This window comes from Pseudomonas sp. MWU16-30316 (assembly GCF_020515645.1).
Taxonomy (GTDB): Bacteria; Pseudomonadota; Gammaproteobacteria; order Pseudomonadales; family Pseudomonadaceae; genus Aquipseudomonas; species Aquipseudomonas cerasi.
The window spans coordinates 307,015-321,119 of sequence record NZ_JAIZAZ010000007.1 but is presented as its reverse complement, the minus strand read 5'-3'; the positions used below and the strand labels follow the sequence as shown (position 1 = coordinate 321,119).

Annotated in this window: 6 protein-coding genes; all 6 read left to right on the top strand. The window is 59.6% G+C overall.

Going from position 1 to position 14,105, the window contains the following annotated elements; all coding sequences use genetic code 11:
• Window positions 1-100: 100 nt before the first annotated feature.
• The 6 genes from aroB to hemE all read left to right on the top strand — a co-directional run bounded on the left by aroB (window position 101) and on the right by hemE (window position 14,074).
• On the top strand, window positions 101-1,204 hold the full coding sequence (gene aroB / locus LCH65_RS21650) for a 3-dehydroquinate synthase (RefSeq protein WP_044308720.1): 1,104 nt from the start codon (window positions 101-103) through the stop codon (window positions 1,202-1,204).
• A 10-nt stretch (window positions 1,205-1,214) separates the two neighbouring features.
• On the top strand, window positions 1,215-2,843 hold the full coding sequence (locus LCH65_RS21645) for an AAA family ATPase (protein ID WP_003432141.1): 1,629 nt from the start codon (window positions 1,215-1,217) through the stop codon (window positions 2,841-2,843).
• 356 nt (window positions 2,844-3,199) lie between these two features.
• Entirely contained in the window at window positions 3,200-7,645 is a 4,446-nt protein-coding gene (gene gltB / locus LCH65_RS21640; RefSeq protein ID WP_054081260.1) for a glutamate synthase large subunit, read from the top strand.
• Window positions 7,646-7,766: 121 nt separating this feature from the next.
• On the top strand, window positions 7,767-9,185 hold the full coding sequence (locus LCH65_RS21635; RefSeq protein WP_010438787.1) for an FAD-dependent oxidoreductase: 1,419 nt from the start codon (window positions 7,767-7,769) through the stop codon (window positions 9,183-9,185).
• A gap of 424 nt (window positions 9,186-9,609) precedes the next feature.
• On the top strand, window positions 9,610-12,870 hold the full coding sequence (locus tag LCH65_RS21630; protein ID WP_226439784.1) for a DUF6543 domain-containing protein: 3,261 nt from the start codon (window positions 9,610-9,612) through the stop codon (window positions 12,868-12,870).
• Between the two features lie 139 nt (window positions 12,871-13,009).
• The gene (gene hemE / locus LCH65_RS21625) at window positions 13,010-14,074 is read left to right on the top strand and encodes a uroporphyrinogen decarboxylase (protein WP_003366016.1); all 1,065 of its coding nucleotides are present in this window, start codon (window positions 13,010-13,012) and stop codon (window positions 14,072-14,074) included.
• Window positions 14,075-14,105: the final 31 nt, after the last annotated feature.

Here is a 14,105-nt window from a genome sequence, read left to right as displayed (position 1 = left end):
GCGCTATTCTCGTCGACCAGCAAAACAGCGTCGGTTCATGGCCTTGCGTCATGAGATGCTGAAGCACAAACCGTCCAATCGGTAATCAATGTGGGGACACATGCAGACACTTAAGGTCGAGCTTGGTGAGCGTAGCTACCCGATCCATATTGGCGAAGGCCTGCTGGATCAGCCAGAGCTCCTGACCCCGCATATCGTCGGGCGTCAGGTGGCTATCGTTTCCAACACGACAGTGGCACCTCTGTACCTGGAGCGCCTGACGCAAACCCTGGCCGGTTACAACGTTCTGCCGATTGTTCTGCCCGATGGCGAGGCGTTCAAGAACTGGGAAACCCTGCAGACCATTTTCGATGGCTTGCTGACCGCTCGCCATGACCGTCGCACCACGGTCATCGCTCTGGGCGGCGGGGTGATCGGCGACATGGCCGGGTTTGCCGCCGCCTGTTATCAGCGCGGCGTGAACTTCATCCAGATCCCGACCACGCTGCTGTCTCAGGTGGACTCATCGGTCGGCGGCAAGACCGGTATCAATCATCCGTTGGGCAAGAACATGGTGGGTGCCTTCTATCAGCCGAGCGTGGTGCTGATCGATACCGCTTCGCTCAATACCCTGCCCGAGCGTGAACTGTCCGCCGGGCTGGCCGAAGTCATCAAATATGGCCTGATCTGCGACGAGCCCTTCCTGACCTGGCTCGAAGAGCACGTCGATGCACTGCGCGGCCTGGACCAGGCGGCGCTGACCGTAGCCATCGAACGTTCCTGCGCCGCCAAGGCGCTGGTGGTCGGCGCCGATGAGCGCGAGTCCGGCGTTCGTGCGACATTGAACCTGGGTCACACATTCGGGCACGCCATCGAGACGCATATGGGCTATGGTGTCTGGCTGCATGGCGAGGCGGTTGCTGCCGGTACGGTCATGGCGCTGGAAATGTCCTCGCGCCTGGGCTGGATCAGCACGCAGGAGCGGGATCGCGGCATTCGTCTGTTTCAGCGTGCCGGGCTGCCGGTCGTGCCACCGCAGGACATGACGGAAGACAATTTCCTCGAACACATGGCGATCGACAAGAAAGTCATCGACGGTCGCCTGCGTCTGGTGCTGTTGCGCCGGATGGGTGAAGCGGTCATCACGGACGATTATCCAAAAGAAGTATTACAGGCCACTCTGGTTGCGGATTATCGCGCCCTGGTGGATCAGCTCAGAGGTTAACGGAAACCCCATGACTAGTTTGCATGCCGACGAGGCCTTCCTCGGCCATTATCAGTTGAGTCATGACCCCTTTGCTGCGCGGGTACCTGGCTTCAAATTCTTTCCTGCCCAACGCAAGCCTGTGCTGGGTCAGCTTCATCATCTGGCGCGCTACAGCCAGCTGCTGCTGGCGGTCACCGGGCCTCAGGGCAGCGGCAAGACCCTGCTGCGCCAGGCGCTGGTGGCGAGCACCAACAAGCAGTCGGTGCAAAGTGTCGTGATTTCTGCGCGCGGAGCAGGTGATGCGGCAGGCGTGCTGCAGCAGGTCGCGCAGGCGCTGAGCGTCGCGCAGGCTGAAATGCAGTCGATCCTGTCGCAGGTCGTGCAGCTCGGGCTGACCGGCCAGGAAGTCTACCTGCTGGTTGACGATGCGGAACAACTTGGCGATTCGGCGCTCGAAGCGTTGCTGGGTCTTGCTGCGGGAACGCCTGAAGGGCGTCCGCATGTATTCCTGTTCGGAGAGCCATCGCTGCTCGATCGTCTCGATCAGATGTGTGCCGACCTGCAGGGTGATGTCGAAGGCGAACGCTTTCACGTCATTGAGCTGCAACCCTATACGGAAGAGGAAACCCGGGAGTATCTGGCTCAGCGTCTGGAGGGTGCAGGGCAGGGAATCGCGTTGTTCACCGCCGACCAGATCACCGATATTCATGAACAGTCCGATGGCTGGCCTGGCGCAATCAACCAGGTAGCCCGCGATTCAATGATCGAGGCGATGATCGCGAGTCGTTCCGCGGTCAAGCGTCCAAGTGTGGGGTTCAAAATGCCGAAAAAACACGTATTGGCCTTGGGTGCCGTTGTCATAGTGGCCGTGGCAGCAGCCGTGCTGATCCCGGGTCGCGGCGACAAGACGGGTACACCCGCCAATGCCCCGGCTTCCGCTCAGGCGCAACTGCCGCTGGGTGAAGGCAAGCCAACTGCTCAACAATCGAATAACGGCAGCCCGGCCATCGAATTCGCTGGTAACTCCCAGCCGATGCCGCTACCGATGAATGGCTCTCAGCCGGTGATGCGCGGTCCTCTGGCCGAGGCTGCCGGGTCCAGTGATTCCGACGAAGACGCAGTGCCGACAGGTTCGCCTGCACAGCCGCCGACCGTCACCACTACGGCGCCGCCAGCGGGTGTACCGGCAGGTCAGGCCGCAGCACAGACGCCTCGCTCGTCCATCCCTGCACCGACCCCTGCGCCTGCGCCAGCCGCCAAGCCGGCCCCTGCGCAGACTCAGGTCGCAACAGCCAAGCCTGCCCCGACTCCAGCTCCGGCTGCCAAGCCTGCTGAAAAACCGGCAGCGGCGGCGGCCAAACCGGCTGCCGGCGGTAGCTGGTACAGCAGCCAGGCACCCGGTCACTATGTGGTCCAGATCCTCGGCACCAGCTCCGAAGCGACGGCTCAGGCCTACGTTGCAGAGCAGGGTGGCGAGTATCGTTATTTCAAGAAAACCCTGCAGGGCAAGCCGCTGTACGTCGTGACGTACGGCAACTTTCCTGACCGTGCTGCCGCCCTGGCAGCCATCAAGGTATTGCCAGCCAAGGTTCAGGCTGGTAAACCTTGGCCTCGTACTGTCGCCAGCGTCCAACAAGAGCTCGGCGCCACTCGTTGAAGTCGCAGCGGCCCTACCCGGGCCGCCCGCCGACCTACCTGACTTAACCCGCCTGAGCGCGCCGCATGTCGGCGCGCCTTGCGGCGTCTGCGTTACAAGCGCCTTACAGTCTCCCGTCGCGTCAGTCAGATTCACGAAGAAATACTTTGACTAGCACAGCGACCCGTTTTAAAACTTTCATAATTGCGACATTGATTATCAGCCAGTCGTCGTTAAATTTGTTAGCCCTTGTGTCGCTGTGTACAATGACCTCCGTTTTGCCTGTCCGAAGCTGGCGCACGTTCGGCGTGACAGGTAATTGGTTGAATTAAAAGGAAATTTGCCTCGAATAGAGGCAGCCTGGTGAGAAAGTGTCTATGAAAGCAGGTCTGTACCAACCAGATGAATTCAAGGATAACTGCGGCTTCGGCCTGATCGCTCATATGCAGGGCGAGCCCAGTCATCACCTGTTGCAGACGGCCGTTCAGGCCCTGACCTGCATGACCCACCGTGGCGGTATCAACGCCGACGGCAAGACCGGCGACGGTTGCGGTCTGTTGATTCAGAAGCCCGACGGCTTCCTGCGTGCGATCGCCAAGGAACACTTCGCCGTCGATCTGCCCCGCCAATACGCTGTGGGCATGGTGTTCCTCAATCAGGACGACGCCAAGGCCGACGCCGCACGCGAAAACATGAACCGTGAAATCCTCGCCGAGGGCCTGGATCTGGTGGGCTGGCGTCAGGTGCCGATCGATACCAGCGTTCTGGGTCGTCTGGCGCTGGAACGCCTGCCGAAAATCGAGCAGGTATTCATTGGCGGTGAAGGCCTGAGCGATCAGGAATTCGCCATCAAACTGTTCAGTGCGCGTCGCCGCTCGTCGGTGTCCAACGCCGCAGATACCGATCACTACATCTGCAGCTTTTCGCACAAGACCATCATTTATAAAGGCCTGATGATGCCGGCCGACCTCACGGCCTTCTTCCCGGACCTGAGCGACGAGCGTCTGCAGACCGCTATCTGCGTGTTCCACCAGCGTTTTTCCACCAATACCCTGCCGAAATGGCCGCTGGCGCAGCCGTTCCGCTTCCTCGCCCATAACGGCGAGATCAACACCATTACCGGCAACCGCAACTGGGCACAGGCGCGACGCACCAAGTTCACCAACGATCTGATGGACCTGGACGAGCTGGGCCCGCTGGTCAACCGCGTGGGCTCTGACTCGTCGAGCATGGACAACATGCTTGAGCTGATGGTCACCGGCGGCATCGACCTGTTCCGTGGCGTGCGCATGATCATTCCGCCTGCGTGGCAGAACGTCGAGACCATGGATCCGGACCTGCGGGCGTTCTATGAGTACAACTCCATGCACATGGAGCCGTGGGACGGCCCTGCGGGCGTGGTCATGACCGAAGGTCGTCATGCGGTCTGCCTGCTCGACCGCAACGGCCTGCGCCCGGCGCGCTGGGTCACCACCAAGAACGGCTACATCACCCTGGCGTCGGAAATCGGCGTATGGGACTACAAGCCTGAAGACGTCATCGCCAAGGGCCGCGTCGGCCCTGGGCAGATCTTTGCCGTGGACACCGAAACCGGTCAGATCCTCGACACCGACGCCATCGACAACCGCCTCAAGTCGCGCCATCCGTACAAGCAATGGCTGCGCAAGAATGCCCTGCGCATTCAGGCCACCATGGAAGACAACGACCACGGTTCGGCTTTTTACGACAGCGAGCAGCTCAAGCAGTACATGAAGATGTATCAGGTCACGTTCGAAGAGCGTGATCAGGTGCTGCGCCCGCTGGGTGAGCAGGGTCAGGAAGCCGTAGGCTCGATGGGTGATGACACGCCAATGGCTGTGTTGTCGCGTCGTGTGCGTTCGCCTTACGACTACTTCCGCCAGCAGTTCGCGCAGGTGACCAACCCGCCGATCGACCCGCTGCGCGAAGCCATCGTCATGTCGCTGGAAATCTGCCTCGGTGCCGAGCGCAACATCTTCCAGGAATCGCCGGAGCACGCCTCGCGCGTGATCCTCAGTTCGCCGGTCATTTCGCCAGCCAAGTGGCGGTCGCTGATGAACCTGGAGCGTCCGGGCTTCGAGCGTCATATCATTGACCTGAACTACGATGAAAGCCTGGGTCTTGAAGCCGCTGTGCGCAGCGTTGCCGACCAGGCCGAAGAGGCCGTGCGTTCCGGTCATACGCTGATCGTGTTGAGCGACCGACACATCGCACCGGGCAAACTGCCAGTGCACGCTTCACTGGCGGTCGGCGCGGTTCACCACCGTCTGACCGAACAGGGCCTGCGCTGCGACAGTAACATTCTGGTCGAAACCGCGACGGCGCGTGACCCGCACCATTTCGCCGTGCTGATCGGCTTTGGCGCCTCGGCGGTCTATCCGTTCCTGGCTTACGAAGTGCTGGGCGACCTGATCCGTACCGGCGAAGTGCTGGGCGATCTGTACGAAGTCTTCAAGAACTATCGCAAAGGCATCACCAAGGGCCTGCTCAAGATCCTCTCGAAGATGGGCATCTCGACCGTTGCGTCCTACCGTGGCGCGCAGTTGTTTGAAGCCATCGGCCTGTCCGAGGAAGTCTGCGATGTCAGCTTCCGCGGTGTGCCGAGCCGCCTGAAGGGCGCGCGCTTCGTCGACATCGAAGCCGAACAGAAGGCGCTGGCTGCCGAAGCCTGGAGCCCGCGCAAGCCGATCCAGCAAGGCGGCCTGCTCAAGTTCGTGTTTGGTGGCGAATACCACGCCTACAACCCGGACGTGGTCAGCACCCTGCAGGCTGCCGTGCAGCAAGGCGACTACAGCAAGTTCAAGGAATACACCTCGCTGGTGGACCAGCGTCCGGTGTCGATGATTCGCGACCTGCTGCAGGTCAAGACACTCGATCAGCCCTTGAACATCGACGAAATCGAGCCGCTGAGCGAAATCCTCAAGCGCTTCGACTCGGCCGGTATTTCGCTGGGTGCCTTGTCGCCCGAGGCCCACGAGGCGCTGGCCGAGGCGATGAACCGTCTGGGCGCACGCTCCAACTCCGGTGAGGGTGGCGAAGACCCGGCTCGTTACGGCACGGTCCGCAGCTCCAAGATCAAGCAGATCGCGACGGGCCGCTTTGGCGTGACGCCCGAGTACCTGGTCAATGCCGATGTGCTGCAGATCAAGGTTGCGCAGGGCGCCAAGCCGGGCGAGGGCGGGCAATTGCCGGGCGGCAAGGTCAATGGGCTGATCGCCAAGCTGCGTTATGCGGTGCCGGGTGTGACGCTGATTTCGCCGCCACCGCACCACGACATCTATTCCATCGAAGACTTGTCGCAGCTGATTTTTGACCTGAAACAGGTCAACCCGGCGGCGCTGGTGTCGGTCAAGCTGGTGGCAGAAGCGGGCGTCGGCACCATTGCCGCCGGTGTCGCCAAGGCCTACGCCGACCTGATCACCATTTCCGGTTACGACGGTGGCACCGGTGCATCGCCACTGACCTCGATCAAATACGCCGGCGCACCGTGGGAGCTCGGGCTGGCCGAAACTCACCAGACCCTGCGCGGCAACGACCTGCGCGGCAAGGTTCGGGTACAAACGGACGGTGGTCTGAAAACCGGCCTGGACGTGATCAAGGCTGCCATCCTCGGGGCCGAAAGCTTCGGCTTCGGCACCGCGCCGATGATCGCGCTGGGCTGCAAATACCTGCGTATCTGCCATCTGAACAACTGCGCCACCGGCGTAGCGACCCAGAACGAAAAGCTGCGCAAGGACCACTACATCGGCACCGTCGACATGGTGATCAACTTCTTCACCTACGTGGCAGAAGAAACCCGCGAATGGCTGGCCAGGCTGGGTGTTCGCTCGCTGGAAGAGCTGATCGGCCGTACCGACCTGCTGAACATCCTGCCGGGCGAAACCGAGAAGCAGCAGCATCTGGACCTGACACCCTTGCTGGGCAGCGACCATATTCCGGCCGACAAGCCTCAGTTCAGCCTGGTGGATCGCAACCCGCCGTTCGACAAGGGCCTGCTGGCCGAGAAGATGGTGGAGATGGCCAGGCCGGCCATCGAGTCGCTCAGCGGCGGCGACTACGAACTGGAGATCTGCAACTGCGACCGTTCGATCGGCGCGCGCATCTCCGGCGAAATCGCCAGACTGCATGGCAACCAGGGCATGAACAAGGCACCTGTCACCTTCCGCTTCAAGGGCACTGCCGGCCAGAGCTTCGGGGTGTGGAACGCCGGTGGCCTGAACATGTATCTGGAAGGCGATGCCAACGACTACGTCGGCAAGGGCATGACCGCTGGCAAGCTGGTGATCGTGCCGCCCAAGGGCAGCCCGTTCAAGACCAATGAAAGCGCGATTATCGGTAACACCTGCCTGTACGGCGCAACTGGCGGCAAGCTGTTTGCAGCGGGCACTGCTGGCGAGCGTTTCGCTGTGCGTAACTCCGGTGCCCACACTGTCGTTGAAGGCACTGGCGATCATTGCTGCGAATACATGACGGGTGGTTTCGTCTGCGTACTGGGCAAGACCGGCTACAACTTCGGTTCCGGCATGACCGGTGGTTTCGCCTACGTGCTCGACCTGGACAACACCTTCGTTGACCTCGTCAACCATGAACTGGTCGAGATCCAGCGTATCAGCGGCGAATCGATGGAGGCTTACCGCACTCACCTGCAAAGCGTCCTGAATGAGTACGTCGCGGAAACCGACAGCGAATGGGGCCGTAATATCGCGGAAAACCTGGACGATTACCTGCGTCGTTTCTGGCTGGTCAAGCCCAAGGCTGCCAACCTGAAATCGCTGCTCTCCAGCACTCGGGCCAACCCGCAATAACAGCAGCTGCGAGCGGCGAGCTTCACGCCGCACGTTAACAGCAGTGCGCCAATTGCCTGCGATCATGATTCCCGCAGCTTCAGGCTTGTAACCTGAAGCTGCTGCAAAGAGGCTCCAGAGAATGGCTGAACGTCTCAGTAACGACTTCCAGTTCATCGACGTCGGACGTAAAGACCCGAAGAAGAAACTGCTGCGTCAACGCAAGAAAGAGTTCGTGGAAATCTACGAGCCTTTCAAGCCCCAGCAGTCTGCCGATCAGGCGCACCGCTGCCTGGGCTGCGGCAACCCGTACTGCGAATGGAAGTGCCCGGTGCACAACTTCATTCCCAACTGGCTCAAGCTGGTCGCCGAGGGCAATATCCTCGCGGCTGCGGAATTGTCGCACCAGACCAACACCCTGCCGGAAGTCTGCGGCCGCGTGTGCCCGCAGGATCGCCTGTGTGAAGGTGCCTGCACACTGAACGACGGTTTCGGTGCGGTGACCATCGGTTCGGTCGAGAAGTACATCACCGACACTGCTTTCGCGATGGGCTGGCGTCCGGACATGTCCAAAGTCGTGCCCACCGGCAAGCGCGTCGCGATCATCGGCGCAGGGCCTGCGGGCCTGGGCTGTGCCGACGTGCTGGTGCGTGGCGGCGTGACCCCGGTGGTGTTCGACAAGAACCCGGAAATCGGCGGTCTGCTGACCTTCGGCATCCCGGAATTCAAGCTGGAGAAATCCGTGCTGAGCCATCGCCGTGAAGTGTTCACCGGCATGGGCATCGAATTCCGGCTAAATACCGAAGTCGGCAAGGATGTCACCATCGATCAACTGCTCGAAGAATACGATGCGGTGTTCATGGGTATGGGCACCTACACCTACATGAAAGGCGGCTTCCCCGGTGAGGATCTGCCGGGTGTGCACGATGCGCTCGACTTCCTGATTGCCAACGTCAACCGCAACCTGGGCTTCGAAAAGGCGCCGGAAGACTTCGTCGACATGAAGGGCAAGCGGGTCGTGGTTCTGGGCGGTGGTGACACGGCGATGGACTGCAACCGCACCTCGATCCGCCAAGGCGCCAAGTCAGTGACCTGCGCCTACCGCCGCGACGAAGAAAACATGCCTGGCTCGCGCAAGGAAGTGAAAAACGCCAAGGAAGAAGGCGTGAAGTTCCTCTACAACCGTCAGCCTATCGCCATCATCGGCGAGGGCAAGGTTGAAGGCGTGAAAGTGGTCGAGACGCGCCTGGGCGAACCGGATGCCCGTGGTCGTCGCAGTCCCGAGCCGATTCCGGGCTCCGAAGAGATCATCCCGGCAGAAGCCGTGGTCATCGCCTTCGGCTTCCGCCCAAGCCCGGCGCCATGGTTCGAGCAGTTCACCATCAGCACCGACAGCCAGGGCCGTGTCGTGGCCCCGGAACAGGCACAGTACAAGCACCAGACCAGCAACCCGAAGATATTCGCCGGTGGCGACATGGTGCGCGGCTCCGACCTGGTGGTGACCGCTATCTTCGAGGGCCGTAATGCGGCTGAAGGGATTCTGGATTACCTGGGCGTCTGAGTCTGGTGTTGCCGGGGTGTGTCGTTACTGACGCGCACCCCGACAACAAGCGTCTACCCTTCGTATGCACTGTGCCAATGTCTCTGACATCCCGCCCGGCACTTACTCTCTGGACTCGGTGTAACTCGCTCAGGAAGAGCGCTTCCACCGGGGAAGGCAGTGATGAATAGTCGTTTTTGCCTGTTTCCTGCGCTTTGAATGCGTCAGGCGCGTGTGCGCTCGACGTGGCGGGTTTGAGATCTTCTGAAACAACCCCGATTTTCCGATCACGACCTGTTCGTAAGGGGCGCGATACTCGATTGTTAACGCCTTGTTTCTGCCCTCGGTTTCTGCTTCCGGAAGGCGTTACGCTGTTGCGCTTTCATCGGGAGGCCAATTGCCGTGCATGCACTCCCGCCATCCATGTTGCTATAAGGAAATAGCCATGTTGAAAGCCGCCCCCATGGGCAAACTTGCTCTATCCAAAGAACAGAAACTTCTCGGTCCGGACAGGTTCACGCCCAGTACGGTTGCCGTACGCGAACATCGGGCTCGAGAACGCGCGGACCGGATAATCGACCAATTCATCGGGCGCTTTACAGAGAAGAACTTTTTCCCTGAAGGCGGTGAAGATGCGTTATTCGCCTTGCTGGTTCAGTTGCCTGACTGGCCTGCCGACCTGTCTATCAGGATTCACAACGAAAACGACGAAGTGCTCGCGGTCTTTTTGAAAGGCAGCGATGAAAGCGCCGTTCAAGGCAGCATCGTCCTGATGCAAAACGCCGATGCCTATATCGTTCCGGATGATGTTCCGGTCTCCAATGATGAGCCGTTGCTGCACTGGGTGTTCAGTCAGTTGCCGGCAGGTTCCAGTGTCGGCATGGGTGGCAACTTTCCCGGCAGTCACAGTGATGACGGACGAATCGTTACCCTGCGCGAACAAATAGCGGGTCTGGCAAATGACCAAAGGCCGCTGTTATTCGATGCACTGGTGGCGGCCGACGAGGGCGCCTCGAAGGGGCAACTGGATACCCGCACACGCAATCCTTTCCTGCCACTGTGGGTTCGTCAGCAGACTCTGCTTTCTGCGGTCCTGAGCGAGCTATGCGCTTTATACCCGGATGTTCCGGCCGGTCATCTTGAAGGACTGTTAGAGCAGATGCCGCTGACAGAGCAGGAAGAAGCTGACTTTCTGGATAATGTTGTTCTGCCGGAGTCTTTCGACGAGGCGATGAGCATTTCTCTGGATGAGTGGAGCAGCAGTCTGGCTATCGACGGCCTGTCGCGAACGCGGAGCTTCAATACCTACACGGATGAGCTGGCCCGCAAGATCATCAGAGAGTTGCTGACTGCCGAATCGGGGCGAGAGCTGGTGATCTTCGAACCCGGCGAGAGCGAGTATTTTCCGGAACACCCTGACGATACCCGTATCGTTCTGCTGCATGACGGCTACGGCAACTACAGTGCTCGGGACACCGAAAGCGGCGGGTTTTTCTCATTCAAGCCGGGTACCGACAGCTTCTATCTTGCGATCAGTTCGCAATTGAAAGCCGAAGAGCGTTTTGCGCTGGGCATGCAGTTCGAGCAGGATGTGAAAGGCATTCGCGACGTTCTGACCCGGCGTGCCATTGAGAAAAATCGCGGCTGGTTCGACCCTGAGCAACCCACTGAAATCGAAAACGATTGTCTGCCTGACTGGTTCGCGAACGCGACCGATGTCGAAAAACAAAGCTGGAAAGTGGCGGTGCAGGACTACAGCCAGGCGTTGCTCGAAGCCCAGGCACCTGACCTGCCGGATCCTTCCGTTTACGGACAGCCTGACCGGTTGCGTAACTACGCGCGGGGAAAGCTACAAGAGCGAATTTTGCTCGACCACGGCATTACAGTGGATCCTGACCGCATCAGCGTTCATACCACCAGCGTCGAGATTGATCCGGGCATCGGCATTGATATCGATTATGAATATGTCGGCCCTTCCGAGCTGGAGCCGCATTACGAAACGCAAGAGCGCAGCCTTACAGATCTGTCGCTGGAAAACATTGCACTCACCAATATCAACTTTCTACTCACCGGTCGCGCGTTTGACGATCAGGGGCAACTGCTCAGTTTCCTCAACGCCGGTTATCTGTTCGGCCTGATTCGTGAGCTGAACATTGGTGAAGATTACTCAAGGTATCTCAGCATAGTCCTGTCCACGTCGGCGGCAGGACAATGGCACCGTGAGTGTTATGCACGCGTCATGCGCGCACAAATGCGCCTCGACGCGATCGAGGCGAAAATGGCGGGAGACTTTCTGGGCGATGGCGGGCTTCCTCCCGAGCTGGCGAACAGAGGCTACAAATGGGTTGCCGCTGTGCTCGATCACCCAGTTGACAGTGATGATCGCGCGACGGTGGAGGGGCATCGTATTCAGGTCAGCCAGTTATCTATCAATGGTGTGTCATTGAGCGGTGTATTGGTGATCGGCACCGAGTCGCGCTCCAGCGTCGCCAACGTGGTGGTTTTTACCCCGCAGGCTCCTGACGGCATGTGCTTCCGGGAAATGAGCGATACGCAGGAGTTCCGGCAGCGGATATTGCTTGAGCCCGAATTGCTGAACTACCTGGTGGGCAGGGCACCTTTGGCCTCACAGGCCGATGTCAGGCAGGTACTGACCGCTGGCCGTGACACGCTGTTCATGGAACTGCAGCCGTGTACCGGGAGTTTTCTTGAGGTGGTCTATGAGTCTGAAGTCGCGCGGGTCATTTCTGCTGTCGATGAACAGACCAATACCAACTGGGAAACCTATTGGGAAAGTGCCTGGGAAATCACCAAAACCGTTGGCGACATCCTCCTCACCTTCACACCTTTTAAAGTGCAACTGCCGATCGCTGCCCTTCGCAGTTTTTACGCTATCTGGCAGGGCGTTGGAAAGAAGTCCAGCGAACAGGGGAGTGCCCCGTTGTATTTGGTTCAGGCGGCATTGTTGCTGGCCGATGGGCTGACGTTGTCAAAAGGGCGGCGGGTCAGAACATCTTCTACGGCAACGGTTGGCCGCTCTGTGCTCGATCCGAAAACAGCGGTATCCAAAACGCCTGTCGGGCTGAAAGCGCGCAGTGACGGGATTTACCGGGGCATCCATGAGAAAGCTCAAGAAGGTGTACCGAGCCGCTTTTACGCCGTGCAACAGGAAAAAGTCTATGCCGTCAGATACGACTCAGATTGTGCGGCATGGCGGGTTATTGATTCGCGGCGACCGGATGCGTATTACCAACTGCCGATCCAGCTCGACGATCAAGGTGTCTGGGTACACGCGTCGGCCGGTTTGCGCGGTGGCGGCAGACACCGGATAACCAAGCTGCCCACGGAAACAGGGAACGGTACGGATACACCGGGCAAGAGTGCTGGAAAACTCAGGTACAAAATACACATGAGTGATTTTTTCAACGCTGCCGAATTCAAAAGAGCGGATAAGGAGATACAGGCCAAAGACCTGGAAGCCTCAGTCAGGAATGCTGTTGAGAAGTACGTTCTTGATGGCGCTGCTCACCTGCATAGATGGAAACCCACTGCAAAAAATAAACTGGATAAAAACGCAAAGTTTTTTTTCCTGGACTTGCCCTCCATTGGCGATAGCACCGGGAGAGGGGATTGGCGTCTGGTGCTCAAGCGAGTGGAAAAAGGCCTGCTCGAGCCTTTCGATATCCTCAACCATAAGCAAATGTGACGGAAATCAGCCGGTTCTGAAGGCGCATGCCCGTGCATAACGACAGCAAATCGGCACGATAGACAAAAGGCACGGCTCTCGCCGTGCCTTTTGCGTCGAGCTCTGAGAAAATGCCGGCACTTTTATTGCGGATGCCGACATGACTGCCCTGAAGAACGACCGTTTCCTTCGCGCTTTGCTCAAGCAACCCGTAGACGTCACGCCGGTATGGATGATGCGTCAGGCAGGTCGCTACCTGCCGGAATACCGCGCCAGCCGCGCCAGTGCCGGGGACTTCATGAGCCTGTGCAAGAACCCGCAGTTCGCCTGTGAAGTCACTTTGCAGCCGCTGGATCGCTACCCGCTGGACGCGGCGATTCTGTTCTCCGACATCCTGACCATTCCCGATGCGATGGGTCAGGGGCTGTACTTCGAAACCGGCGAAGGCCCGCGCTTCAGGAAAACCGTCAGCACGCTGGCTGACATCGAAGCGTTGCCGATCCCCGATGCGCAGCAGGACCTGGGCTACGTGATGGATGCGGTCAGCACCATTCGCCGCGAACTCAACGGTCGCGTACCGCTGATCGGTTTCGCCGGCAGCCCGTGGACGCTGGCGACCTACATGGTCGAGGGCGGTTCGTCAAAAGACTTCCGCAAATCCAAGGCCATGCTCTACGACAACCCGCAAGCGATGCACCTGCTGCTCGACAAGCTGGCGCAGTCAGTGACCTCCTACCTCAATGGCCAGATTCTCGCCGGTGCGCAAGCCGTGCAGATCTTCGACAGCTGGGGCGGCAGCCTGTCTTCGGCGGCGTATCAGGAGTTCTCGCTGGCCTACATGCGCAAGATCGTCAACGGCCTGATTCGCGAAAACGACGGGCGCAAGGTGCCAGTGATCGTGTTCACCAAAGGTGGCGGTCTGTGGCTGGAAAGCATTGCCGACATCGGTGCGGACACCCTCGGGCTGGACTGGACCTGTGACATCGGCGAAGCGCGTCAGCGTGTCGGCAGCAAGGTTTCGCTGCAAGGCAACATGGACCCGACCGTGCTGTACGCCCGCCCGGAAGCCATCCGCCAGGAAGTCGCACGCATCCTTGCCAGCTACGGCAGCGGCACCGGGCACGTCTTCAACCTCGGCCACGGCATCACCCCTGAAGTCGACCCGGCGAATGCCGGCGCGTTCATCAATGCAGTGCACGAGTTGTCGGCGCAGTATCACCAGTAATTGCCGAGCCAACGAGGCGTCGATGCCTCAA

Excerpts from the sequence above, each read along its gene's own strand:
- aroB (WP_044308720.1), top strand. The coding sequence starts at position 101 with ATGCAGACACTTAAGGTCGAGCTTGGTGAGCGTAGCTACCCGATCCAT.
- LCH65_RS21645 (WP_003432141.1), top strand. The coding sequence starts at position 1,215 with ATGACTAGTTTGCATGCCGACGAGGCCTTCCTCGGCCATTATCAGTTG.
- gltB (WP_054081260.1), top strand. The coding sequence starts at position 3,200 with ATGAAAGCAGGTCTGTACCAACCAGATGAATTCAAGGATAACTGCGGC.
- LCH65_RS21635 (WP_010438787.1), top strand. The coding sequence starts at position 7,767 with ATGGCTGAACGTCTCAGTAACGACTTCCAGTTCATCGACGTCGGACGT.
- LCH65_RS21630 (WP_226439784.1), top strand. The coding sequence starts at position 9,610 with ATGTTGAAAGCCGCCCCCATGGGCAAACTTGCTCTATCCAAAGAACAG.
- hemE (WP_003366016.1), top strand. The coding sequence starts at position 13,010 with ATGACTGCCCTGAAGAACGACCGTTTCCTTCGCGCTTTGCTCAAGCAA.